We start from the raw sequence: 24321 nt of genomic DNA, 5'->3' as shown, positions 1-24321 counted from the left end.
GCCTCCCCTGGCCGGAATCTGTCACCTGTGCCCGCGCGTCCCGCTCACGTACGGGTGAACGCGGGCCCCGCGACGTTCCGGCCCCGGCGCGGGCGCCGTTGGACGGGGCATGACGCGCACCCGCACCGCCGCTCTCACCGTCGTCGCCGCCGTCGCGGCCCTCACGCCCGTCCTCGGCCAGGCGGCCGCCACCGCCGCCGACGGCAAGGGGGAGGGCAAGGGGAACCTCCCCCAGGACCCGGTCGGGAGCGGGAAGGCGTGGAGCGGGGACCAGAAGCACAAGGTGGAGGGGGAGGCCCGGTTCCACCCGGGGGTGCAGTACCAGACCGTCACCCGGCCCGGACCGGAGGGCGCCCCGGAATGGGAGCGCAAGGTCGGGGACCCGAAGACGCTGGCCTGGCTGCCCTCGTACGAGTTCGCCTGGACGGTCTCGGACGTGCTGGTGAACAAGGGCCTGACCACGAAGAACGGCAAGCACGCCCTCACCCTGCACGCCGTACTGCGCGACGCGCGGCACACCGCGGTGGCGCAGGTGCACAAGGAGCTTTCCGGCCAGGCGGCGACGGGCCGTCAGAAGGTGGCGGGGGACAAGAGGATCGCGTGCGACACCGGTGACTACACGGTGGAGTGGACGATCGAGCGCCCGGGCTACGCGACGGTGGGCGGCACGCTGCGCTGGAACTCCAGCTGCGAGCAGTACCGGACGGCGTTCGCGGCGGAGCGCGCCGGGAAGTAGCCGTGAGGGGGCCGCGAGGGGGCCGCGAGGGGGTTCGGCCCGGAAGGAGGCCTGTCGCCCTGCGCACCTCGTGGGTGCTCGGCGGGCGACCGGGCCACGGCTCCTGGATGGAGGGCCGCAGACCATTCTGCCGTACGGGGAAGGCGTCTCAGCCGTTCTTCCGGCCCGCCTCGGCCGCCTTCGCGGCGATGCCCTCCAGTACCGCCTTGGCGTCGCCGTTGGGGTCGGTGGCGTGGCCGATGTTGCGCTTGATGGTGTCGCTGACCGTCACCCAGGACGGGTCGTTGACCGGGTAGAGCTGCGCGCCGCGCAGGGCGGTCAGGAACTGCTCGTCGTTGCGGTCGAGGCCGCCGCCCGAGGGGGTACGGGAGGCCGAGACCGTCGAGGGCAGCAGGTGGTAGCGGCCCGCGAAGTCCGACAGGTTCTTGTCCTGGTAGAGGTAGTCCAGGAACTTGCCGATCTCCGGCCCCTTCCCGTTCTGCTTGAACGCCATCATCCAGTCCGCCACGCCCACGGTCGGCGGGATCTCGCCGGCGCCGAGGTTGTCCGAGACCGGCATGGGGACGGCCTGGACGGTCATGCCCTTGGCGCGGGCCTCGTGCAGCAGCGAGGGGTAGCCGTTGACCATGCCGACCTCACCGCGCAGGAACGCGGCGAAGGCGTCGGCGCGGTTGAGCTGGGACGGCGGGGTCGGGCCGGTGAGGCCGGGGGTGACCAGCTTGTCCTTGAGCCAGCGGAAGGTCGCGATGTTCTGGTCGGAGGCCAGGCTGTAGTTGCCGCTGCTGTCGGCATACCCGCCGCCGTTGCTCAGCTCCCAGATCATCGCCTCGGCGTGCGCCTCCTCGGGGCCCAGCGGCAGGGCGATCGGGTACTTCACCCCCTTGTCCTTGAGCGCCTTGGCGTCGGCCGTGAGGTCGGACCAGGTCTTCGGGGGCGAGGTGATCCCGGCCTGCTTGAACAGGGTGTCGTTGTAGAAGAGCAGGCGGCTGGACGCCACGAACGGCAGGCCGTAGAGGGTGTTGCCGACGGAACCGGCCTCGGCGAGCGGCTGGAGGAAGTCCGCCTCGGCGCTGATGGAGAGCAGTTCTTCCGCGGAATACAGCTTTCCCTGCGCCGCGAAGTCCGAGTAGGAACCCATCAGCGCCATGTCCGGCGCATTGCCGGCCTTGACCATACGGGAGACCTCGCGGTCGATGTCGGCCCAGGGCAGCAGCTGCACCTGGACCTTGATGCCCGGGTTGGCGGCGGTGAAATCCTTCGTCACCTTGTCCCAGAAAGCCTTGGAGCTGGTCGCCGGCGTATCGCCGTATTCGGCGGCCACCAGGCGCAGCGTGCCGCTGTCGCCTGCGCCACCGGCGGAAGACCCGCAGCCGGAGAGCGTGACGAGCAGGCCGAAGGCGGTCGCCGTGGCGGCGGTGCCGAACATTCTTCGTCGCACGGGTGGATACCCCTGATTTTCTTTTGAGACCGGATATTACTTATCAGTTGCTCCGGGCTGGGGTGTCCCGCCGCGGCCCGTCCTGGCCGGAATTCTCTCCTGACGGCGGCGGAGTTGTTTCCATCGGGGCGGCACTTGTGTCCGATGCTCCAAAACGGCTTTTCCGCATTTGTGTTTTCGAATATGCGGCGACGAATTCCGACGCGCGTAGACCAACCGAAACGCCCGTTTCCTTCCCCGGCGTCCCGCGCGCGAGCCTCCCGCGGCTTTCCGGCCCGCGGCCCTAGCGTGGCCGCATGACGAGGAATCAGGCCCCGGGGCGGCGAGCGGCCGTCGTGCTCTGCGTGACGGCGGCGCTGCTGGGACCGGGGAACCCGGCCGGAGCCTCCGCCGGGCCGCCGCGGGGTCCCGGCGCCCTGGTCTACGTCGCCGACCTCCACTCCGACACGGTCTCCGTCGTCGACGCCCGCACCGGCGGGGCCGTGGACGCCGTCCCGGTCGGGCGCGGACCGGACAGCGTGGCCGTCGGCCCGGACGGCTCCCGCGCCTACGCCACCGACTCCGCGGCGGACACCGTCTCGGTGATCGACACCCGCACGAGGACGGTCGTCGCCACCGTGCCCGTCGGGGACGAACCGAGCAGGGTGACGGTCTCCCCCGATGGCCGGCGCGTCTACGTCGCCGACGTCGGGTCGGACGACGTCTCGGTGATCGACGCCCGCACCCTCACCGTGACGGACACCATCGCGGTGGGCGACGCCCCGCTGGGCCTGGCCGTGACGCCCGACGGCGGCACCCTGTACGTCGCCGCCGCGGGCTCCGGCACCGTCTCGGTGGTCCGGACCGACACCGGACGGGTCACCGGCGCCATCCGCGTCGGCGCCGGACCGACCGCCCTGGTGCTCACCCCCGACGGCCGCAGCCTGTACGTCTCCAACCTGTCCTCGGACGACGTGTCGGTGGTCGACCTCCGCCGGGGCGCGGAGACGGACCGGATCCCGGTCGGGAAGCAGCCCGCGGGCATCGGGGTGCGACCGGACGGCCGCGAGGTGTACGTCGCCGACCTCGGGTCCGACACGGTGTCGGTGGTCTGCACCCGCGCCCGCGCCGTCACGGCGACCGTCCCGGTGGGCCACGGCCCCAACGGCCTCGCCGTCGCCCCGGACGGCTCCCGGGTGTACGTGAGCGACTTCGACTCGGACACCCTGTCGGTCGTCGACACCTCGACGCACCGCGTACGGGCCACCGTCCCCGTGGGCGACGGCCCGACGGGCGTCGCGGTCTTCTAGTCGGCGAACTCGCCGGCGTACGGGTCCGGCTCGCCCGTCTCGGGGTTGCGGCCCTCCTGCCAGCGGCGCTGGGCCTTGCGCCAGTGCACGAAGCTGAGGTGGCCGGCGTCCCAGAAGGTGATGCCGACGGGGCTCACGTCGAACTCGTCGGAGCACATCCGCAGCAGGAACTCGGCCATGCCGTACGGGTACACCGCGAAGGCGTCCGCGGTGTGCCGCCCGACGACCAGGACAGGCCAGCGGTCCGGGTCGGGGTCGGTGGTGAGCCAGCACAGGATGTCGGCGCCGGCGGTGACCCCCCAGGCGATGATCGCCTCCGGGTCCACGCCGAACGCGGCCCGCCCGCCCCCGGCCTCCCACGCCTGCCGGGCGTTGGCGGTCTCCTCGGCCATCTCGGCCGGGTCCCACTGGAGTCCGGGCTTCGGCAGGGGCAGCAGGATCCCGGCCTCGCCGTTGATGGAGCCGGCGCCGAAACGGCCCATGAACGCGACGAAGTCGGAGGGGAAACGGGTGCCCCAGGCGGCCTCGGCCGCCTGCCAGTCGACGTCCTCGTCGGCGCCGTGCGTCGCCGGCATGATCTGCTCAAGCGCCTTGACCCGCGCGTTCTCCGTCATGCCCGCCGCTCCCCTGACACCCCACCTCAACCGCCCCAACCTACCGCCCGGGCGCCGCCGTGACCTAGGGCCCCTCGAGACGTTCCAGCGCGACCGTGGCGCCGGGGTGCAGGCCCCAGGCGGCCATGGCCCCGGCCTCCGCCTCCAGGACGTGGCGGGCGCGGGGGCGCGGCAGGCCGAGGCGGTTGGGGGGCATGGTGGTCACGGCGATGACGCGCAGGCGGCGGTCGAGGTGGGCGACGTCGATGGGGAACCGCATGCGGAAGGTGTGCACGGAGGCGGCGGGGGTGAGCAGGAGCGCTCCCTCGATCCCGTCCCGGCCGAGCAGTCCTCTGGTCCGGGCGCGGTAGGAGGCGGCGATCTCCAGGGGCACGGCGGTCTCCCCGAGCCGGAGGATCCCGGCCCCGTCCTGATAACCCATGCCGCCACCTTAGGCTCCGCCGGCCGTCTCCGGGCCCGCTGCGCGGAGCGAGAAGGGGTCCCAGGGCCCATCCCCGGCCGGGGGCGGGGGTCTACCGTCGGCGGATGGGCGTCGTCGTGATCATCCTCGCCGCCGCGTACGGCGCGGCCGCCGGACTGGGGCTCCCCCGGCCCGCCTACCGGCTGTCCGTGGAGCCGGGCGAGCCGTGGCGCACGCACTGCCCCGACGGGCACCCGGTCGAGGGCTGGTTCGGCCGCGCCTGCTGCGGCCGGGGCCGGGGGTGGGCCCCCGCCGCCCTCAGTGCGGCCGTCTGCGCCGCGCTGGCGGCCGCCGGAGGGGTGCGGCCCGAGGCGGCCGTGTTCGCCGGGCTCGCGCCCGTCCTCGTGCTGCTCGGGATGGTCGACCTCGCCGTGCACCGGCTGCCCGACGTGCTCACCCTCCCCCTCGCCGCCGCGACGGCGGCCCTGCTCGGCGCCGCCGCCCTCCTGCCCCGCGCCGCCGGCACCTGGCGGGGGGCGCTGCTCGGCGGGGCCGCGCTCGGGGCGGCGTACCTGCTGCTGTTCCTGATCAACCCCGCCGGCATGGGCCTCGGCGACGTCAAGCTCGCGCTCCCCCTCGGGGTCGCTCTTGGGTGGTACGGGTGGGGGGTATGGGCCGCCGGGGCCTTCCTCGGGCTGCTCTACGGGGCCCTCTACGGCCTCGCCGCCCTCCTGACCAGCCGCGCGACCCGCAGGACCGGCTTCGCCTTCGGCCCCTTCATGGCCGCCGGAGCCCTCACCGGAGTGCTCCTGGGTGGATTCGGAGCGTAATCATTTCGCGCCGATGCACGCAGGACGCTTTACGAAGGGTTATGGTGGAACCCCCCCCTCGGGCCGGTCCGTATCCCCCCCACGGACCGGCCCGTTTTTTCTTTCCGCCGCAGTGCGGGCGAAAGCGCAGGTCAGCCGCGCTGGGCCCAGATGTTGGTGCCGGGGGTGGAGACGGCGAAGGAGTCGATCTCCTTCAGCTCCTGCTCCGACAGCGGAGCCCCGGCCAGCGCGGCCACGTTCTCCTCCAGCTGCTTCACGCTCGACGCGCCGATCAGCGCCGAGGTCATGCGGTCGTCCCGCAGCACCCAGTTCAGCGCCAGCTGGGCCAGCGACTGGCCGCGCCGGGCCGCGATCTCGTTGAGCCCGCGCAGCCGCCGCACCACGTCCTCCGACAGCAGCGCCGGGTTCAGCGACTTGCCGGCCGCCGCCCGGGAGTCCTCCGGGATGCCCTGGAGGTACTTGCCGGTCAGCAGGCCCTGGGCGAGCGGCGCGAAGGCGATGCAGCCCATGCCGGACTCCTCCAGGGTGTCCAGCAGCCCGTCCTCCTCCGTCCAGCGGTTGATCATGGAGTACGAGGGCTGGTGGATGAGCGGGCGCACGCCCATCTCCCGCAGGATCCGCACGGCCTCGGCGGTCTGCTCCGCCGTGTACGAGGAGACGCCGACGTACAGCGCCTTGCCCTGCCGGACCGCGGACGCGAGCGCGCCCATGGTCTCCTCCAGCGGGGTCTCCGGGTCGAAGCGGTGCGAGTAGAAGATGTCGACGTAGTCGACGCCCATCCGCTTCAGCGAGGCGTCCAGCGAGCCGAGGAGGTACTTGCGGCTGCCCCACTCGCCGTACGGGCCGGGGTGCATCAGGTAGCCGGCCTTCGTGGAGAGGACCAGCTCCTCGCGGTAGCGGGCGAAGTCCTGGGCGAAGATCTTGCCGAAGTTCAGCTCGGCGGAGCCGGGCGGCGGGCCGTAGTTGTTGGCCAGGTCGAAGTGGGTCACGCCGAGGTCGAACGCGCGGCGCAGGATCGAGCGCTGGGACTCCAGGGACTTGTCGTCGCCGAAGTTGTGCCAGAGGCCGAGGGAAATGGCCGGAAGCTTGAGCCCGCTGCGGCCCGTGCGCCGGTAGGGCATGGAGTCGTAGCGGTCGGGCTCTGCCCGATAGGGATTGGTATCAGTCACGTTGTCCTTGCTATCACGGACTTGTGACCTACCGAGTTGGGTACCCGATCCCGCCGCGCAGTAATGTGGCGGGGACTCGGGGGAGACCGCAATTCGTACGGGGGCATTGCACGGAGGGGCTGGAAGATCGTGAAGCTGCGCGACCTGGTGTACAGGCTCTATGCACGCCGGGTGGAAGGTCGCCTCGACCATGACGCGTCGCCCAAGCACATCGGCGTCATCCTGGACGGGAACAGGCGCTGGGCCAAGGCGTCCGGGAGTTCGACGGTGCAGGGCCACCAGGCCGGTGCCGACAAGATCTCCGAGCTGCTGGGCTGGTGCACCGAGACGGACGTCGAGGTCGTCACGCTGTGGATGCTCTCCACGGACAACCTGGACCGCCCCGAGGGCGAGCTCCTCCCGCTGCTCAACATCATCGAGAACACCGTCAGGGGCCTCGCCGAGGACGGCCGCTGGCGCGTCCACCACGTCGGCAACCTGGACATCCTGCCGTCCCGGACGCAGCACGTGCTGAAGGAGGCCGAGCAGGCCACCCACGACATCGGCGGGATACTGGTCAACGTCGCCGTCGGCTACGGCGGCCGCCAGGAGATCGCCGACGCGGTCCGCTCGCTGCTGCTGGAGCACGCCGAGAAGGGCACCTCCTTCGAGGAGCTCGCCGAGGTCCTGGACATCGACCACATCGCGGAGCACCTCTACACGCGCGGCCAGCCGGACCCCGACCTGGTGATCCGCACCAGCGGCGAGCAGCGGCTGTCCGGGTTCATGCTGTGGCAGAGCGCGCACTCCGAGTACTACTTCTGCGAGGTCTTCTGGCCGGCGTTCCGCAAGGTCGACTTCCTGCGCGCCCTGCGCGACTACGCCGCCCGGCACCGCCGGTTCGGGACCTGACCCCGGGCGCGCCCCCCGCGAGGAACCCCGGCGGCCGAACCCCCCCCGGAGCCACTCCGGACCCGCCCGTCCCCTTCGTCGAGCCTTCACCTGGGCTTCACCGAGCGTCCGTCATATGCCATGGCATGGGCGCCCCCGTTCAAGGGCATAAGCCTTGCAGGTCGATGCCCGATCCACGGGTGTCGAATCTCAGCGGACGGCACCGGGCCGTCCGCCCGGGAGGCCCTTTGCACCAGGACGAGCGTGCGGTTCGCACGGACGGAATGGAGGGCCGGAAAGCGGCCCTGGCACAGGTGCCGTTGACCGGTCCGGTCTTCATGGCCCGACCTCTTACGAGGGGGTACGTCCTTCCGTGGTGACCAGCACTAAGCGCCGCCTGTCCGACAGGCGGACCTACGTCCTCGACACCAGCGTCCTGCTGGCAGACCCCAACGCGATCTCCCGCTTCGACGAGCACGAGGTCGTGCTCCCGATCGTGGTGATCACCGAGCTGGAGGCGAAGAGGCACCATCCCGAGCTCGGCTACTTCGCCCGTCAGGCCCTGCGCCTGCTCGACGACTTCAGGGTCCGCCACGGCCGCCTCGACGCCCCCATCCCCCTGGGCGATCTGGGCGGGACCCTGCGCGTCGAGCTCAACCACTCCGACCCCGGCGTCCTGCCGGCGGGCTTCCGGCAGGGGGATAACGACTCGCGCATCCTCGCGGTCGCCCGCAACCTGCAGGCCGAGGGGTACGACGTCACGGTCGTCTCCAAGGACCTCCCGCTGCGCATCAAGGCCTCCTCCGTCGGCCTGCTGGCCGAGGAGTACCGGGCGGAGCTGGCCATCACCGATGCCGGCTGGACCGGCATGAGCGAGCTCGCGCTCTCCGGGGAGCAGGTGGACCTCCTCTACTCCGAGGAGCGGCTCTACGTCCCGGAGGCCGCCGAACTGCCGGTGCACACCGGGCTGATCCTCCAGTCCGAGCGCGGCAAGGCCCTGGGCCGGGTCACCGCCGACGGCAACGTCCGCCTGGTGCGCGGCGACCGCGACGCCTTCGGGCTGCACGGCCGCAGCGCCGAACAGCGCATCGCCCTGGACCTGCTCCTGGACCCGGAGATCGGGATCATCTCGATGGGCGGCCGGGCCGGCACGGGCAAGTCGGCGCTGGCGCTGTGCGCGGGCCTGGAGGCCGTCCTGGAGCGCCGCCAGCACCAGAAGGTGATGGTCTTCCGGCCGCTGTACGCGGTGGGCGGCCAGGACCTCGGCTACCTGCCCGGTGACGCCGGCGAGAAGATGAGCCCCTGGGCCCAGGCGGTCTTCGACACCCTCTCGGCGGTCGCCGGGCGCGAGGTCATCGAGGAGGTGCTGAACCGCGGGATGCTGGAGGTCCTGCCGCTCACGCACATCCGCGGCCGCTCCCTGCACGACGCCTTCGTGATCGTCGACGAGGCCCAGTCCCTGGAGCGCAACGTCCTGCTGACCGTTCTGTCCCGTATCGGGACCAACTCGCGGGTGGTTCTGACCCATGACGTGGCCCAGCGCGACAATCTGCGGGTCGGCCGGTACGACGGAGTGGTCGCCGTCGTTGAGAAGCTGAAGGGGCATCCGCTCTTCGCCCACGTCACGCTCACCCGCTCCGAGCGCTCCCCGATCGCCGCACTCGTCACGGAGATGCTCGAAAGGATCTGATCGCCCAAATCCCCCATAGTGGGACGGCGAGTTGACGCCGTCCGGCAAAGGCGCAGGAGCCTAGCCGGACGGCGTCCTTCCGCACAGGGCTTTGGCCAAATCGACGGCGTCCTGCCTGATGTGACCTTTAACACGCAACGCGGAATTGCCTTGCGGCGTCGAGGTCCGGCAGAGTCTGTTTTCCGTCAGGCCCCGCATACGGCACTCCTGTATCTCCTGTTGGGGATACGCGCAGCACCACAACTCCACAGCCGTTGACCGTATGCCGCCCGGTTTCACGCGGCAGCCCCCGCAAGGGAGTTGTCCTCGGGCCCGTGTCTCCAGTGACCAGAACACCACGGAGTCCAGTGTCGAAGGGGCACTCTTGCGCCCGCGCGGTCACTGCGGACGCTGCTGGAAGGACACCGTGTGAGCCGGATCTCGGTCCGGGGGTTCGCAGTGGCTTCGGCCACCGCGGTCACCACCGTGGGCGCTGTCGTCGGCGTCGCCACTGGCGATGCCGCCACCTCGAACGACCTCGAGACGACCGCGTCCGGAGCGACTCTCCTCCAGGACGTTCCGGTCGGCGAGCAGGCCCAGGTCCAGAGCGGGTCCCTGGCCCAGCAGGCCGACGCCATCGCCCACGCCGCCGACGACGACGCCAAGCGCTCGGCGGAGGAGGCTGCCCGCATCCAGGCCGCCGAGGACGCCAAGTCCAAGAAGGCGGACGCGCAGAAGGCGGAGCAGGAGAAGAAGGACGCCGACGCCAAGAAGCTCAAGGACGAGCGCGACGCCGCCGAAGGCATCGCCAGCCGCTCTGCCACGCGCGACGCCGGCGACTTCCCCGTCCAGGGCTCCTACACGGTCGCCCAGGTCAAGGACATCGCCCGGCAGCTGGTCCCCTCGGGCCAGTTCCAGTGCTTCTCCAACATCATCAACGAGGAATCCACCTGGAACTACCAGGCCGTGAACTCCTCGTCGGGCGCCTACGGCCTGGTCCAGGCGCTCCCCGGTTCGAAGATGGCCTCGGCCGGCTCGGACTGGCGCACCAACCCGGCCACGCAGATCAAGTGGGGCCTGGGCTACATGAACGAGCGCTACGGCAGCCCGTGCAGCGCCTGGAGCTTCCACCAGGCCAACGGCTGGTACTAGAGGCCCGGCGGACGACGCCCGCGCACAACCCGGGGGAACCCCACACCGTCCTACGGTGTGGGGTTCCTCGCGTGTACGGTCGTGCGAGGCGTGGTCGCGGGGCGGGGGAAGGGAACGACATGGCGAAGTGGACGGGTTGGCTCGGCCGGCTCGGCAGAGGGCTGAGCCGGATGGAGGCGCGCCTGGACGAGCGGCGGGCCGAGGTGGAGGCGGAGGCCGAGGCCGACGTGGAGCCGCTGCCGCTCCCGCCCGCGCCCGCCCCCCGGGCGGAGGTCCCCGACGTCCCGGAGGAGCCCGCGCCGGCCGTCCGGCCCGACCCGGCGGCCGTCATCCCCTGGGGGGTGCGCGTCGCCGCCGAGGCCAGCTGGCGGCTGCTGCTGCTCGCCGGGATGGTCTGGGTGCTGATGAAGGTGATCAGCGAGGTCCGCCTGGTCGTCCTCGCCTTCGCCGCCGCCCTCCTCGTCACCGCGCTGCTCCAGCCGTTCGTGGTCCGGCTGCGCCGGATCGGGCTGCCGCGCGGGCTGGCCACCGCCGTCACCGCCGTCCTCGGCTTCGTCGTCATCGGGCTGGTCGGCTGGTTCGTGGTCTGGCAGGTCATGGAGAACCTCGACGACCTCTCCAGCCGGCTGCGCGAGGGCATCAACGAGCTCAAGAGCTGGGCACTGGACAGTCCGTTCCACGTGACCGAGAAGCAGATCAACGACATCGCGAAGAACCTCAGCGAGACCATCGGCACCAACACCGAGGAGATCACCTCCGCCGGTCTCCAGGGCGTCACGGTGCTCGTCGAGGTGCTGACGGGCATGCTGCTCGCGATGTTCTCGACGCTGTTCCTGCTCTACGACGGCCAGAAGATCTGGAAGTGGGTCCTCGGCCTGGTCCCCGCCGCCGCCCGCCCCGGCGTCTCCGGCGCCGGCCCGCGCGCCTGGCGCACGCTGACCGCCTACGTGCGCGGCACGGTCCTGGTCGCCCTCATCGACGCCGTGTTCATCGGCCTCGGCATCTACTTCCTCAAGGTGCCGATGGCGGTCCCGCTCGCCGTGTTCATCTTCCTGTTCGCCTTCATCCCGCTCGTCGGCGCGGTGGTCTCCGGCGCCCTCGCGGTGGTCGTGGCCCTGGTGACCCAGGGGCCGTTCACCGCCCTGATGGTGCTGCTGGTGGTGCTGGCCGTCCAGCAGATCGAGGGGCACGTGCTCCAGCCCTTCATCCTGGGCCGGGCCGTCCGGGTCCATCCGCTCGCGGTGGTGCTGTCGGTCGCAGCCGGCGGGATGATCGCCGGCATCGGGGGCGCGGTCGTCGCCGTGCCGCTGGTCGCCGTCACCAACACCGTGGTCGTCTACCTGCGGGCCTACTCGCGCGAGCGGCGCCTCGCGGCGCCCTCCCCGACCGGTCCCGCGCCCCACGGCGCCACCGCCGCGTCGGCGGCCGAGCGGGAGCCCCGGGGATGATCAGCGAGCCCGAGATCGAAGGCGGCTGGTCCTCCCAGGCGCCCGAGCAGCCCGCCGACGCCGTCGGTCCGGCGGGGGCCGAGCGGCCCTTACGGGCGGCGCACTGGCGCTGGGCCCTGGGCGGGGCGCTCGTGGCCTCCGCGGTGTTCGCGGGGGCCCTGGTCGTGCAGGAACGTTACGGCGGCTCCGGGCCCCCGATCCGCTACCGGCACAGCGAGCAGCTGTGCACGGAGACCCCGCTGAAGGCCGTCGGCGCGGCGCTCGGCGGCCTGGGCCGGGGCGTGCCGAGCAACGGCGAGGGCCCCGCGCTGGACTGGTCGAACTGCTTCGCCAACGGGAACAGGGAGAACCAGGCCTTCGCCTCCTACGCCCAGATCCTGGTCGAGCTGCACAAGAAGACCGACCCCGCGCCGGAGTTCGCGGCCGTGCCGGTCCTGGACCCCTACGTGACGCCCCTGGCGGCCGAGCCGGTGTCCGGGCTGGGCGAGCGGGCGGTGCTCTCCGGCTCGCTGCAGGCGCCCCGGCTCCAGGTGCTCGACGGCGGGGCGGTCTTCACGCTCACCGTCCAGTGGTGGGGCCGCGGCGACGGCGACAAGAGCGACCTCGACGGGGACGCCGTCAAGGCGGCGATGGTCGAGGACCTGCGCGCCCTGCTGACCCGGCTCAGGAAGTAGCCGCGAAAGCACCGTGCCCCCGCGGCCGGAAGGGCGGCGGGGGCACGGAGGGGGTACGAGTCCACTCGTACGGGTGACTACTCGGCGGCCAGGGCCGCTTCGGCGTCGAGGGTGACGGCGACGGCCTGGATCACCGAGGCGATCTTGAAGGCCTCCTGGACCGTCTCACGGTCCACGCCCGCCTTGCGCAGGACCTGCTCGTGCGAGTCCAGGCACTGGCCGCAGCCGTTGATGGCGGAGACCGCGAGCGACCAGAGCTCGAAGTCCACCTTCTCCACGCCCGGGTTGCCGATGACGTTCATCCGCAGGCCCGCGCGCAGCGTGCCGTACTCCGGGTCGGAGAGCAGGTGCCGGGTCCGGTAGAAGACGTTGTTCATCGCCATGACCGCGGCGGCGGACTTGGCGGCGTCGTACGCCTCCGGGGACAGCGCGGCCTTGGCCTCGGGCTCCAGCTCACGCAGGACGCGCGGGGAGCGGGCGGCGATCGCGCAGGACAGGACGGTGCCCCACAGCTGCTGCTGCGTCAGGGTGTCCTGGTTGCCGATGACCGAACCGAGGTTCAGCTTCAGGTCCTTGGCGAAGTCCGGTATGGCGGACTTGAGGGCGTCGAGGGACATCCGTCACTCACCGGCCAGCAGGGCGCCGGCGTTCAGGGTGTCGTCGCCCTTGTTCCAGTTGCAGGGGCACAGCTCGTCGGTCTGCAGGGCGTCGAGGACCCGCAGGACCTCCTTGGGGTTACGGCCGACGGAACCGGCGGTCACCATCGAGAACTGGATCTCGTTGTTCGGGTCCACGATGAAGACGGCGCGCTGGGCGAAGCCGTCCTCGCCCTGGATGCCGCAGGCCTGCATCAGCTCGTGCTTGGAGTCGGCCAGCATCGGGAAGGGCAGGTCACGCAGGTCGGCGTGGTCCTTGCGCCAGGCGTGGTGGACGTACTCGGAGTCGCCGGAGAGGCCGAGGATCTGGGCGTCGCGGTCGAGGAACTCGTCGTTCAGCTTGCCGAACGCGGCGATCTCCGTGGGGCACACGAAGGTGAAGTCGGCCGGCCAGAAGAAGAGGACGCGCCACTTGCCCTCGTAGGTCTTCTGGTCGATCTGCGCAAACTCCTTGCCGGCTTCGAGCGAGACGCAGGCGGTCAGGTCGTAGCTGGGGAACTTGTCACCGACAGTGAGCACGAACTCTCCTTGCGGAATGGAAAGTGACCCTTTTGGGGGCTTTCCGAGGGGGTTGGACTGATCTCACATGCTGGCACAGCTGCATTGATTAGGGAAATAGCTAGTCTTGTGGTGGGTGATCGGAGGTACCTATCAGTGGCTGTGAGTAGTAGAGGACAGAAGCAGCCGACGCTGGCGCAGCTGCGCGCCTTCGCGGCGGTCGCGGAGCACCTGCACTTCCGGGACGCCGCGGCGGCGATCGGCATGAGCCAACCCGCGCTGTCCGGGGCCGTCTCCGCGCTGGAGGAGGCCCTCGGGGTGCAGCTGCTGGAGCGCACCACGCGCAAGGTGCTGCTCTCCCCGGCCGGCGAGCGGATCGCCGTCCGGGCGCGGGCGGTGCTCGACGCGGTGGGCGGGCTGTTGGAGGAGGCCGAGGCGGTGCGGGCGCCGTTCACCGGGGTGCTGCGGCTGGGGGTGATCCCCACCGTCGCCCCGTACCTGCTGCCGACCGTGCTCGGGCTGTTCCACCGGCGCTACCCGCGCATGGACCTCCAGGTCCACGAGGAGCAGACGGCCTCCCTGCTGGAGGGGCTGGCCGCGGGCCGTCTCGACCTGCTGTTGCTCGCGGTTCCGCTGGGCGTTCCCGGGGTGTGTGAACTCCCCCTGTTCGACGAGGACTTCGTCCTGCTCGCGCCCCGTGACCATCCGCTGGCCGGCCGCCGGGACATCCCGCGCGAGGAACTGCTGGGCCTGCAACTGCTGCTGCTGGACGAGGGGCACTGTCTGCGCGACCAGGCCCTGGACATCTGCCGCGAGGCCGGACGCACCGCCGGGGCGGACGTCACCACCACCGCCGCCGGACTGTCCACGCTGGTCCAGCTGGTCGCCGGCGGGCTCGGGGTGACCCTGCTGCCGCGCACCGCGCTGCGGCTGGAGACGGCCCGCAACGAGGCCCTGGCCACGGGCTACTTCGCCGAGCCGGCCCCCTCGCGGCGGATCGCCCTGGCGATGCGGAGCGGAACCGCCCGGCAGGAGGAGTTCCGGGCCGTCGCGGGCGCCCTGCGCGAGGCCGTGCGCCCGCTCCCGGTGTGGCCCACCGACTGAGGGGGTCACACCGGGAGCGGTCCGGGCGGGCTACTCCGTCCGCAGGCCGTCCGGGCGCATCAGGCGCAGCAGGGGCGCCACGGTCAGCAGGGTGACCGCGGCGACCAGCCCCGCGCCGGCGCCGGTCAGCGCGAGCACCGCCGTCCAGTCGACCCGGACCGGGACCCGGGCCATCGCCATCAGCACCGCGCCCAGGCCGATACCGGCCCCGGCCGCCAGGACCAGCCCGAGCGCGACCGGCAGCGCCGTCTGCCAGAGCACCGACAGGCCGAGCGCGGAGCGCCTGGTGCCGAAGGCGACCAGGGCGGACAGCAGCCGCCTGCGCTCGCGCAGCTGCTCCAGCTGGGTGACCAGCAGGCTGGTGCCGATCAGGACCAGCACCGCGCCCGCGCCGAGGAACAGCCCGGCCCGGATCCCGGCGAAGGCGGGGTCCTGCCGCGTGGCCCGCAGTGAGGACACCGTGGCGAGGGGGTCCCCCTTGAAGGCGGCGGTGCGCACCCGCTCCAGCGCGTCCGGCACCGCGTCGTCGGTCTGGACGTAGACCTGGGCGCTCTGGGAGCGTCCCGTGTCCTTCGGGGCCGCGGAGGGGGTGACCAGCACCCCCGTGGAGATGCGGCCCGCGGGGTCCTCGCGGGAGGGGACGGCGCGGGCGGCGGCCGGGACGGTCCATTCGACCGTCTTCCCGCCGAGGGCGGCCGAGGACTCCGGGGACATCCGGACGTCGCCGGCGTAGACGTGCTCACCGGGCGCCAGGGCCGTGCCCGGCGCGCCGCCGTCGAGGAGGAGGAAGGCGTCGCCCTCCCGGCAGGAGCCGAGCTCCGCGAGCTCGGCCAGCGCCTCGCAGGTACCGATGGTCACGTCGGACGAATCGAGCGTCGGGAACTGCCGCGCGGCACCGACGCGGGTCAGCGCGACGGCCCGGGTGACGCCCGGGGCCTCACCGATCCGCCGGGCCACGTCCTCGGGGCGGGCGGAGGAGCCGCTGTGGAGCAGGACCTGGGCCGAGGCCCGGCCCGGGTCCTGCCCCGTCGGCCGCGTCACCGCGCCCTCGACGCCCGAGAACAGCATCTGCAGGGCGATGGCCCCGGCGACCGCCACCGCGATGCCGTTGACCAGGCGGGCGGAGGAGCCGCTGGAGACCTGGAGGCGGCGCACGGCCAGCTGCCAGGAGACGGGGCCGCCGCGCATCCGGCCGACGGAGCGCTCCACCATCCAGGGCAGCAGGGCGGTGATCCCGAACAGCAGGAGCACCACGCCGCCGCCGACCTGCCACTGGTTGAATCCGCCGTCGATGCCGCGGCGCGCCATCGGCGCGAGCAGGCCGATCCCGCCGAGCGGCAGCAGCAGCCGCCACCAGACGCGGCGCGGGCGCGGCGCCCCCGTCCGCAGGACGCCCAGCGGCTCGATGACCACCCGGCGCAGCGCGAACAGGGCCACGGCCACGGCCGCCACGGGCACGGCGAGGGCCACCAGGACGACCAGCCCGGGCGCGGGGGTGAGGTCGGCCGGGAAGACGCTGCGCTGCCCGACGGAGAGCGAGCCGGTCAGCTCGCGGCCGGCCGCGAAGAAGACGGCGCCCAGCAGCAGCCCGGCCACGGCCCCGGCCAGCGCCTCGCCGGCCGCGATCCGGCGGACCGTCCGGCCGTCGGCGCCGACCAGGCGCAGCGCCGCGAGCCGCTGGTCGCGCCGCTCCCCGCCGGAGCGGACGGCGGCGGCGATGAACACGGCGACCGGCAGCAGCAGGGCGACGAAGGTCAGCAGGACCGTGAGCATCAGCACCGGGCCGAGCTCGGGGCGGTCCGGTTCGCCGAACCCGGTGATCCGCTGGACGCGCAACTCGCCCGGCCCGGGCGCCGGGAGGGTGTCGGCGCCCTGGTAGAAGCTGAGTTCGGCCGGGCCGGTGAGGCCGTCGTCGCCGATCACCGTGGTGATCCGGGCGTCGAGGCGGTCGCGCAGCAGCGCGCCGTCGTCCGAGCGCAGCAGCTCCGCGAGCGCGGGGGAGACGGCCAGTTCGCCGGGGGCCGGGAAGGCCTTCAGGCCCGGCGGGAGCGGGGCCGCGGGGCCCTCCGGCCGCAGCAGCCGGCCCTCGACGTCCCGGCCGTGGTACGTCATGTCGGCCCTGGCGATCAGCAGGGTGTCGCGGCCGGGCCCGGCGGCCGTGGGGGCGCCCAGGACGGAGCGGGCGTCGGCCCGTTCCCCGCGGGCGGCGAGCGCGCCCGGGATCGCCGTACTGATCAGCAGCAGCGCCACGCCGAGGCCGACGCCGACCCCGGTGAACAGGGTGCGGGTGCGGCCCTCGCGGCCGCCGAGGGCGAACCGGGCGCCCAGCGCCAGGTCGCGGAGCCAGGTCCGGAGCACGCTCATATCGCCGGTTCCATGTCGCGGGTGCGGCCGTCGCGGACGACGATCTCGCGGTCGGAGTACGCGGCGACGCGGGTCTCGTGCGTGACGAGGACGACGGCGGCGTTCGCGGCCCGGGCGGCCTCGGTGAGCAGCTGCATGACCAGTTCCCCGTTGAGGGAGTCCAGGGCGCCGGTGGGCTCGTCCGCGAAGACCACCCGGGGGCGGGTGACCAGGGCGCGGGCCACCGCCACGCGCTGGCCCTGGCCGCCGCTGACCTCGCCGGGGCGCTTGGCGCCGACGTCCTCGACCTGGAGCCGTTCCATCCAGCCCAGGGCGGTGGCCTCGGCCTCCCTGCGCCTGACCCCGGCCAGGCGCAGCGGCAGGGCGACGTTCTCCACGCAGGTCAGCTCGGGGACGAGCTGCCCGAACTGGAAGACGAAGCCGAACTGGCCGCGGCGCAGGGCGCTGCGCTCGGCGTCGCCCAGGGCGGTGAGGTCGCGGCCGTCGTAGGTGACGGTGCCGGCGTCGGGCGCGACGATCCCGGCGAGGCAGTGCAGGAGCGTGGACTTGCCGGAGCCGGAGGGGCCCATGACGGCGACGACCTCGCCGGCGTGGATGGAGAACCCGGCGCCGTCGAGGGCCTTGGTGGTGCCGTACGCCTTGTGCAGGCCGGTGGCGACGAGGAGGGAGCCGGCGGGGGTCATCATCGGCGCACCTCGCGGGCGAGTTGGTCCAGGCGGGCGGAGGTGAGTTCGAGCCAGCGCAGGTCGGCCTCCAGGTGGAACAGGGCGTGGTCGCAGACCAGCTGGTCGGCGAGGTCGCCCTTGCGCTTGCGCTGGGTCAGGATGCGCATCAGGCGCAGGTGTTCGGCGCGCTGGGTGTCGAGCAGGCCGCTCGCGCTGCGGCCGGTGAGCAGGGCGAGGACCACCTTCGTGTAGAGGGTGGAGTGGAGGTAGGGCTCCGGCTTCTCCGGTTCGGAGAGCCAGTGCGCGACGTCGGTGATCCCGGCGTCGGTGATGGCGTACCGCTTGCGGTCGGGGCCGCCGCCGCTCTCGATCCCGTCGACCTCGACGAGGCCGTTCTTCAGGAGGCGGGACATGGTCGAGTAGACCTGCCCGTAGGCGAGCGGGCGGTCGTGGCCGAAGTTCTCGTCGAAGGCGCGCTTGAGGTCGTAGCCGTGGCGCGGGCCGGCCTCCAGGAGGCCGAGAAGGGTGTGGCCGATGGACATGGCGGCGACTATACACGGGGTGTATACGCGCGGTGTATAGATGGCCCCGGCTGATGGGTTCTCGCGGGTGGGGGCGGCGGCGGGCAGCAGGACGCCCGGGCGCGGTGGTCGCGCCCGGGCGGGGTCCGGCGGGGTGGAGGAGTGGCGGGTCAGGTGTCCCGGCCGGTGCGGGGGCGGCCGCGCGGCGGGATCGGGGCGGCGCCGCCGGGGAGCCTGCCCGCCTCCGACAGGGCCCGGCGCAGCAGGAACTCGATCTGCGCGTTCGCGCTGCGCAGCTCCTCGCCGGCCCAGCGCGCGAGGGCGTCGTAGACCTGCGGGTCGAGCCGGAGCAGCACCTGCTTGCGCGGCTCCCGTCCGGCCCGGGCGGGAGCCGGCTCGGACGGGTCCTGGTCGCCCCTGGAGGTCACTGGTACAGGGTGCCCGTGTTGATGACCGGGGTGGCCGCGCGGTCGCCGCACAGGACCACCATCAGGTTGGAGACCATGGAGGCCTTCCGCTCCGGGTCCAGGTCCACGATCTCCTCCTCGGCCAGCCGGGTCAGCGCGAGCTCCACCATGCCCACCGCGCCCTCGACGATCTGCTTGCGCGCCGCCACGACCGCACCGGCCTGCTGGCGCTGGAGCATCGCGGAGGCGATCTCCGGAGCGTACGCGAGGTGGGTGAAGCGGGACTCGATGATCTCCACGCCCGCCGCCTCGACCCGGGTCGCCAGCTCGGCCGCGAGGGTCTCGGTGATCTCCTCGGCGTTGCCGCGCAGCGAGAGCCCGCCCTCGTCGTGCGAGTCGTAGGGGTACTCGATGGCGATGTGCCGGACGGCGGCCTCGGTCTGCGTCTCGACGAACTCGGTGAAGTCCTCGACCTCGAAGACGGCCCGCGCGGTGTCGGCCACCCGCCACACCACGACGGCCGCCAGCTCGATGGGGTTGCCGTAGGCGTCGTTGACCTTCAGGACGGCCGTCTCGTGGTTGCGGACGCGGGTGGAGATCTTCTCGCGCGAGGTCAGCGGGTTGACCCAGCGCAGCCCGTCGGTGCGGATCGTCCCCCGGTAGCGGCCGAACAGCTGGACCACGCGGGCCTCGCCCGGGGCCACCGTGTTCAGCCCGCTCATGGCCAGGACCGAGGCGAGCACCAGCAGGATCCCGAGCGGGATCAGGGCGGCCTTCGTCGCCGTCGCGGTCACCGTCGCGCCGAGGCCGATCACGGCGGCGCCGGCCACCGCACCCACGAGCCCGAACAGGAGGGCGAGCCCGCCGCCGACGTTGTGCGCGGCGAACTCCCTTACGTCGGCCGGTCGTTCGGCCGTCTTCGTCGCTGTCATGGAATACCCCCGTTTGGTGCGTCGCGTCCGGTCCTGGGCGGCCGGAAGTCCTAGCAAAGTGATATCACTTTTTGCGATGACCGCAACCCATCCGGCATCGTGAGCGTCGGTTCCATCGGAGTGGGTGCTGATTCTCACGTCCGAATTGACCGGTATTGATCAGGGTTAGCCAACCTTTGTCACAGCCTGCGGTGTTAGTTTTCTGAGCTGACGTCGGGGGGGTAATCGAGCGGAGCGGGAGCGATGGGCCGAGCAGATGCGCGACGGGCGCAGCAGCAGCGCGGAGGGCGGAAGGCGCCGACCGGGCGTGCCGCCGGGCGCGCTGCCGGGCGCGCGGACAAGCCGACCGGGAAGAAGCGCGGCGGCATACGCCGGTTCTTCACCTGGAAGACGATCCTCGGAACCTTCCTCGGCGGGATCCTGCTCCTCGTGGCCGGAGCCTTCGCCCTCTACTTCTCCGTGGACGAGCCGACCGACCCGAACAAGACGGCGGTCCTGCAGAGCAACACGTTCAAGTGGGCCGACGGGTCGGTCATGACCCGCACCGGCGACATGAACCGCGAGATCGTCTCGATCGACAAGATCCCCGAGGACGTGCGCACGGCCTTCATCGCGATCGAGAACAAGACCTTCTACAAGGACCGCGGCGTCGACTTCGTCGGCATCGCCCGGGGTGCCTTCAACACCCTGCGCGGCAAGGGCACGGCCGGCGGCTCGACGATCACCCAGCAGTACGTCAAGAACTACTACCTGACGCAGGACCAGTCGGCCACCCGCAAGCTCCGCGAGATGGTGATCTCCCTCAAGGTCGACCAGCGCATGGAGAAGGACGACATCCTCGTCGGCTACCTCAACACCAACTTCTACGGCCGCGGCGCCTACGGCATCCAGGCCGCCGCCCAGGCCTACTACGGCGTCGACTCCGACAAGCTCACCCTGGAGCAGGGCGCCTACCTGGCCGCCGTCATCCAGGCCCCGAGCCAGTACGACCTCGCCACCGCCGGCCCCAACGGCCGCCGGCTGGTCACCATCCGCTTCAACGCCGTCCTCGACAACATGGTCGAGATGGGCAAGCTGGACAAGGCCAAGCGCGACACCCTGCACCTCCCCGAGCCGATCAAGCCCAAGCCGCGCCCCGGCATGGACGGCCAGAAGGGCTACCTGATCCAGGCCGCCAAGGCGGAGCTGAGCGCCCACGGGATCAAGGAATCCGACATCGAGGCCGGCGGCTGGACGATCACCCTCAACATCGACAAGAAGAAGCAGGCCGCGCTGGAGAAGGCCGTCAACGACGAGCTGGAGTCCAAGCTGGAGCGCAAGAACACCAAGGACCGCCCGGTCGACCAGAACGTCCAGGCCGGCGCCACCTCCGTGGACGCCAAGACCGGCAACATCGTCGCCATGTACGGCGGCGTGGGCCTGCAGGAGAAGTCGGCGAGCAACGCCCTGCGCACCGACTACCAGCCCGGCTCCACCTTCAAGCCGGTCGTGCTGGCCACCGCCCTGGACACCGGTGCGAAGACCCAGGACGGCCGCCTGATCACCCCGAACGCCCTCTACGACGGCACCAGCAAGCGCCCCGTGGTCGGCAGTGACACCCCCTTCGCCCCGCAGAACCAGGACGACATCAACTACGGCGACCCGATGCTCACGGTCCAGGAGGCCACCAACTCCTCCGTGAACTCCGTCTACGCCCAGATGTTCGTGGACGCCAAGCCGGAGGTCGTGAAGAAGACCGCGCTCTCCCTCGGCATGAAGGACCGCGAGGGCTGGCCCGCCGACAAGCCCGCCATGTCGCTGGGCACCATGAGCGCCAACACCGTGGAGATGGCCGGGGTCTACGCCACCTTCGGCAACCACGGCAAGAAGATCACCCCGACCATCGTCAAGAGCGCCGAGCACGTGGACGCCGAGTACAAGCCGGCCAGCCCCATCGGCGGCCAGGTCATCAAGCGCGAGACCGCCGACACCGTCACCAAGGTCCTCACCGGCGTGGTCCAGGACGGCTCCGGCAAGGCCGTGCGGTCCGACGCCTACCAGGCCGCGGGCAAGACCGGTACCACCGAGTCCAACGTGGCCGCCTGGTTCACCGGCTACACCCCGGAGCTCGTCACCGTCGTCGCGATGTTCGGCGAGGACCCGAACTCGCACAAGCAGGTCACCCTCACCGGTACGGCCGACAAGGGCCGCGCGGGCGGTTCCAGCTTCCCCGCCCAGATCTGGCAGGCGTACACCACCGCCGCGCTCAAGGGCGTCAGCACCGGCGAGTTCGACCTGTCGGACGCGAAGATGGGCACCCCGGTCGGCCCGACCCGTACCGCGGTCCCCTCCAGCGGCCCCTCCGGCTCCGCCAACCCGTCGCCCTCCGGCTCCGGCACCCGCCCGACGGGCACCCCGGACCCCTCGGGCAGCGGCACCGGCAAGCCGGACCCGACCTCGTCGACGAAGAACCCGACCCCGCCGACGAAGAACCCGACCCCGCCGACGGGCGACCCACAGCCGCCGACGAAGAAGCCGACGCCGCCCCCCCTGTTCCCCGAGGCGCCGCAGCAGTAGGCAGCAGTACGAGAACACCGCCGCCCCGCAGCCTTCCGGCTGCGGGGCGGCGGTGTTCCGCGTCCCGTACGGCGTCCTGTACGGCGCTCAGCGCCGGTCGGGCGCCGGCGGCAGCGCCAGCTCGAACCAGACCACCTTGCCGCTGCTCAGCCGGGTCGCGCCCCAGCGCCGTGCCAGCCGGTTGACCAGGAACAGGCCGCGCCCGCCCTCGTCCGTCTCCCGGGCCCGGCGCTGGCGCGGCAGCTGCGGGGAGTCGTCCCCGACCTCGCAGCGCAGCACGTCCGTGCGCAGCAGGCGCAGGGTCACGGGCCGCTCGGCGTACCGGACGGCGTTGGTGACCACCTCGCTGACCAGCAGCTCCAGCGAATCGCTCAGCTCCTCCAGCCCCCAGCGGGACAGGGCGCGCCGGGCGAACCGGCGGGCCCGGCCCGGAGCGGTCTCCTCCGGGTCCAGGAACCAGTACGCCACGTCGCTGGGCGCGATCCCCTCGAAGCGGGCCGCGAGCAGCGCGATGTCGTCGTCCCGGTCGCCCGGGCCGAGCATGTCCAGCACGTCGTCGCAGAGGGCTTCCAGCGGCGGCGAGTGGTCCAGCCCGGTCAGCTGCGCGGTGGTGGCGAGCCGTTCGCGCAGCTGGTCGATGCCCGTCCACACGTCCCGCAGCCGGGACTCCACCAGCCCGTCGGTGTAGAGCAGCAGCGTGGCCCCGGCCGGGGCGTCCAGCTCGACGGCCTCGAAGTCCACCCCGCCGACCCCGATGGGGGCGCCGGGCGGGACGCGCAGCACCTCGGCGCGGCCGCCCAGGTGCAGCAGGACCGGCGGCGGGTGGCCGGCGTTGGCGATGGTGATCCGGTGCGAGACCGGGTCGTAGACCGCGTACAGGCAGGTGGCCATCCGGTCGGAGCCCAGCCGCTGGGCCTGCTCGTCCAGGTGGTGCAGCACCTCGGCCGGGGGCAGGTCCAGCTGGGCCAGGGTCTGCGCGGTCGTGCGCAGCTGGCCCATGATCGCGGCGGAGGTCATGGAGTGGCCCATGACGTCGCCGACGACGAGGGCGACCCGGCTGCCGGGCAGGGGTATGGCGTCGTACCAGTCGCCGCCCACCCGGGCCGTCTCGGCGGCGGGCAGGTAGCGCGAGGCCAGCCGCACCCCGGTGGGCTGGGGCAGGCCGTCGGGCAGCATGGTGCGCTGGAGCTCGTCGGCGATGTACGCCTCGCGCCCGTAGAGCACGGCCTTGTCGATGCCGAGCGCGGTGTGCGTGGCCAGCTGGGCGGCGACGAGCAGGTCGTTGGTCTCGAAGGCGTCCCGTTCCGGGGTACGCAGGAACACCGCCGCGCCGATCACGCGCCGGCGCCCCCGCAGCGGGGCGAGGATGGCCCGCTGCCCGCGCGGTACGGGATGGCCGGCGCCCAGCAGCTCGGGCAGGGCGTCCCGGGCGCCGGGGGCCGACCCGAACACGGGCCGTACGCCGCGCAGCACCTCGGCGAGGGCCCCGCCGGGCAGGATCTCGCACAGCTCCGCCGCGGGCAGGTCACCCTGCGGGCCGACGAGCGGCAGCTGGCTGAAGTCGAGTTCGCCGGCGCCCCCCGCGGCTCCGGCCCCCTCGCCGTCGGCCAGGGCCAGGTCGTCGATCGGCCGGAGCCGGTCGGTGCGGCGCAGCCTTAAAACGACCGGGCCGACGGGCCGCTCGTCGCCGACGGGCAGCGGGTCGCGCAGGTAGACGAGGATGGCGTCGGAGAAGGTGGGCACGGTCGCCCGGCACAGGCCGAGGACGATCTCGTCGAGGTCGATGCCCCGGGCGATCCGGCGCGTGGCGGCGCCGACGAACCGCAGCCGGTCGCCCTCGCGCCGGGCCACGCCCACCTCGGCCGAACCCGCGCCCGGGCCGCCCGCGCCCGCGGCCGGTACCGTCCGCGCCCCGGCCGCCGGACCGGCGGCGGCCTCGTCGCGGCCCGCGTTGCGGGCGGCCTCGCCGTCACGGGTCCGCGCGGCCCCGGCGCCCGGGTCCGCCGGGCCGTGGCCCGAGGAGCCGTCGCCGGCGGTGCCGCGCGGGCGCGGGAAATCGGCATGCGTGCGTACGGCCTCGGCGGCCGTGATGGGGGCCTTGCCGTGGCCGAGCTCGTCCGTACCTCCGCCGGGGGCGACGGTGGGCTGCGGGCCCTCCTGGGAGGTGGGGTACTCCGTCACGCGTGGAATTCCGTCCGTTCGCGCTCGATGTGCGCTGCACTCAACTCGGTCAGTCGCGGTATACCCGCTCAGCGGCGGGGGCACCACCACCCCCGGGTTCCGCGTCCCGCTCGTTACCTTTCTTCCGCGTCGACCTCCGGTCAAGTCC

Annotated in this window: 22 protein-coding genes; 10 read left to right on the top strand and 12 right to left on the bottom strand. The window is 72.5% G+C overall.

Features of this window, described 5'->3' with window-relative positions; all coding sequences use genetic code 11:
• Positions 1-109 precede the first annotated feature (109 nt).
• Positions 110-736 (top strand): hypothetical protein, encoded by a 627-nt coding sequence (locus ACFY0O_RS09545; RefSeq protein WP_388944855.1) that lies wholly within the window; start codon positions 110-112, stop codon positions 734-736.
• Positions 737-884: 148 nt separating this feature from the next.
• On the opposite strand, the gene ACFY0O_RS09540 is transcribed toward ACFY0O_RS09545, so the two are convergent.
• Positions 885-2162, bottom strand: a complete 1278-nt coding sequence (locus ACFY0O_RS09540; protein WP_388945582.1) for an extracellular solute-binding protein — start codon at positions 2160-2162, stop codon at positions 885-887.
• 308 nt (positions 2163-2470) lie between these two features.
• On the opposite strand from ACFY0O_RS09540, the gene ACFY0O_RS09535 reads away from it, so the two are divergent.
• The gene (locus ACFY0O_RS09535) at positions 2471-3463 is read left to right on the top strand and encodes a beta-propeller fold lactonase family protein (protein WP_388944852.1); all 993 of its coding nucleotides are present in this window, start codon (positions 2471-2473) and stop codon (positions 3461-3463) included.
• Here ACFY0O_RS09535 and ACFY0O_RS09530 read toward each other — a convergent pair.
• Together ACFY0O_RS09530 and ACFY0O_RS09525 are read right to left on the bottom strand one after the other, a co-directional pair.
• Complete coding sequence (locus ACFY0O_RS09530) at positions 3460-4077, bottom strand: SMI1/KNR4 family protein (protein ID WP_388944849.1); 618 nt, start codon at positions 4075-4077, stop codon at positions 3460-3462. The genes ACFY0O_RS09535 and ACFY0O_RS09530 overlap by 4 nt on opposite strands.
• A 64-nt stretch (positions 4078-4141) precedes the next feature.
• Positions 4142-4498 (bottom strand): DUF192 domain-containing protein, encoded by a 357-nt coding sequence (locus ACFY0O_RS09525; RefSeq protein WP_388944847.1) that lies wholly within the window; start codon positions 4496-4498, stop codon positions 4142-4144.
• A gap of 104 nt (positions 4499-4602) precedes the next feature.
• On the opposite strand from ACFY0O_RS09525, the gene ACFY0O_RS09520 reads away from it, so the two are divergent.
• Positions 4603-5307 carry a prepilin peptidase gene (locus ACFY0O_RS09520; protein ID WP_388944844.1) on the top strand — a complete coding sequence of 235 codons (705 nt, stop codon included), beginning with the start codon at positions 4603-4605 and terminating at the stop codon, positions 5305-5307.
• Between the two features lie 131 nt (positions 5308-5438).
• Here the strand turns inward: ACFY0O_RS09520 and mgrA are convergent, their stop codons facing one another.
• Positions 5439-6476 carry an L-glyceraldehyde 3-phosphate reductase gene (gene mgrA / locus ACFY0O_RS09515; protein ID WP_388944841.1) on the bottom strand — a complete coding sequence of 346 codons (1038 nt, stop codon included), beginning with the start codon at positions 6474-6476 and terminating at the stop codon, positions 5439-5441.
• Positions 6477-6605: 129 nt separating this feature from the next.
• Between mgrA and ACFY0O_RS09510 the strand changes: the two genes are divergently transcribed.
• The 5 genes from ACFY0O_RS09510 to ACFY0O_RS09490 all read left to right on the top strand — a co-directional run bounded on the left by ACFY0O_RS09510 (position 6606) and on the right by ACFY0O_RS09490 (position 12289).
• Positions 6606-7367, top strand: coding sequence for an isoprenyl transferase (locus ACFY0O_RS09510; protein WP_358895449.1), 762 nt, complete (start codon positions 6606-6608; stop codon positions 7365-7367).
• 352 nt (positions 7368-7719) lie between these two features.
• The gene (locus tag ACFY0O_RS09505) at positions 7720-9036 is read left to right on the top strand and encodes a PhoH family protein (RefSeq protein WP_388944838.1); all 1317 of its coding nucleotides are present in this window, start codon (positions 7720-7722) and stop codon (positions 9034-9036) included.
• A 408-nt stretch (positions 9037-9444) separates the two neighbouring features.
• Positions 9445-10167, top strand: a complete 723-nt coding sequence (locus tag ACFY0O_RS09500) for a transglycosylase SLT domain-containing protein (RefSeq protein WP_358895447.1) — start codon at positions 9445-9447, stop codon at positions 10165-10167.
• 119 nt (positions 10168-10286) lie between these two features.
• Entirely contained in the window at positions 10287-11615 is a 1329-nt protein-coding gene (locus tag ACFY0O_RS09495; RefSeq protein WP_388944835.1) for an AI-2E family transporter, read from the top strand.
• The gene (locus ACFY0O_RS09490) at positions 11612-12289 is read left to right on the top strand and encodes a hypothetical protein (protein WP_388944833.1); all 678 of its coding nucleotides are present in this window, start codon (positions 11612-11614) and stop codon (positions 12287-12289) included. The genes ACFY0O_RS09495 and ACFY0O_RS09490 overlap by 4 nt, the downstream gene beginning before the upstream one ends.
• A 77-nt stretch (positions 12290-12366) precedes the next feature.
• On the opposite strand, the gene ACFY0O_RS09485 is transcribed toward ACFY0O_RS09490, so the two are convergent.
• Together ACFY0O_RS09485 and ACFY0O_RS09480 are read right to left on the bottom strand one after the other, a co-directional pair.
• Complete coding sequence (locus ACFY0O_RS09485; RefSeq protein WP_388944831.1) at positions 12367-12906, bottom strand: alkyl hydroperoxide reductase; 540 nt, start codon at positions 12904-12906, stop codon at positions 12367-12369.
• A 3-nt stretch (positions 12907-12909) separates the two neighbouring features.
• On the bottom strand, positions 12910-13464 hold the full coding sequence (locus ACFY0O_RS09480) for a peroxiredoxin (protein WP_358895443.1): 555 nt from the start codon (positions 13462-13464) through the stop codon (positions 12910-12912).
• Between the two features lie 135 nt (positions 13465-13599).
• On the opposite strand from ACFY0O_RS09480, the gene ACFY0O_RS09475 reads away from it, so the two are divergent.
• Positions 13600-14547 (top strand): hydrogen peroxide-inducible genes activator, encoded by a 948-nt coding sequence (locus tag ACFY0O_RS09475; RefSeq protein ID WP_388944828.1) that lies wholly within the window; start codon positions 13600-13602, stop codon positions 14545-14547.
• A gap of 30 nt (positions 14548-14577) precedes the next feature.
• On the opposite strand, the gene ACFY0O_RS09470 is transcribed toward ACFY0O_RS09475, so the two are convergent.
• From ACFY0O_RS09470 to ACFY0O_RS09450, 5 genes are all read right to left on the bottom strand, one after another.
• On the bottom strand, positions 14578-16911 hold the full coding sequence (locus ACFY0O_RS09470; RefSeq protein WP_388944825.1) for an FtsX-like permease family protein: 2334 nt from the start codon (positions 16909-16911) through the stop codon (positions 14578-14580).
• A complete protein-coding gene (locus tag ACFY0O_RS09465) occupies positions 16908-17594 on the bottom strand; it encodes an ABC transporter ATP-binding protein (protein ID WP_358895481.1) in 687 nt (228 codons plus the stop codon). The genes ACFY0O_RS09470 and ACFY0O_RS09465 overlap by 4 nt, the downstream gene beginning before the upstream one ends.
• Entirely contained in the window at positions 17594-18118 is a 525-nt protein-coding gene (locus ACFY0O_RS09460; RefSeq protein WP_045948431.1) for a PadR family transcriptional regulator, read from the bottom strand. The genes ACFY0O_RS09465 and ACFY0O_RS09460 overlap by 1 nt, the downstream gene beginning before the upstream one ends.
• A gap of 149 nt (positions 18119-18267) precedes the next feature.
• A complete protein-coding gene (locus tag ACFY0O_RS09455; RefSeq protein ID WP_358895439.1) occupies positions 18268-18525 on the bottom strand; it encodes a hypothetical protein in 258 nt (85 codons plus the stop codon).
• Positions 18522-19436, bottom strand: coding sequence for an SPFH domain-containing protein (locus ACFY0O_RS09450; RefSeq protein WP_388944820.1), 915 nt, complete (start codon positions 19434-19436; stop codon positions 18522-18524). Before ACFY0O_RS09450 ends, ACFY0O_RS09455 begins: the two co-directional genes overlap by 4 nt.
• Positions 19437-19679: 243 nt before the next feature.
• Here ACFY0O_RS09450 and ACFY0O_RS09445 point away from each other — a divergent pair, with 243 nt between their 5' ends.
• Positions 19680-21992 (top strand): transglycosylase domain-containing protein, encoded by a 2313-nt coding sequence (locus ACFY0O_RS09445; protein WP_388944817.1) that lies wholly within the window; start codon positions 19680-19682, stop codon positions 21990-21992.
• 87 nt (positions 21993-22079) lie between these two features.
• On the opposite strand, the gene ACFY0O_RS09440 is transcribed toward ACFY0O_RS09445, so the two are convergent.
• Positions 22080-24173 (bottom strand): SpoIIE family protein phosphatase, encoded by a 2094-nt coding sequence (locus ACFY0O_RS09440; RefSeq protein ID WP_388944814.1) that lies wholly within the window; start codon positions 24171-24173, stop codon positions 22080-22082.
• Positions 24174-24321 lie beyond the last annotated feature (148 nt).

The organism is Streptomyces sp. NPDC001594 (assembly GCF_042893675.1).
In the GTDB taxonomy this organism is placed as follows: domain Bacteria; phylum Actinomycetota; class Actinomycetes; order Streptomycetales; family Streptomycetaceae; genus Streptomyces.
The sequence above is the reverse complement of the archived record's forward strand: the minus strand, read 5'-3'. Positions and strand labels throughout refer to the sequence as shown.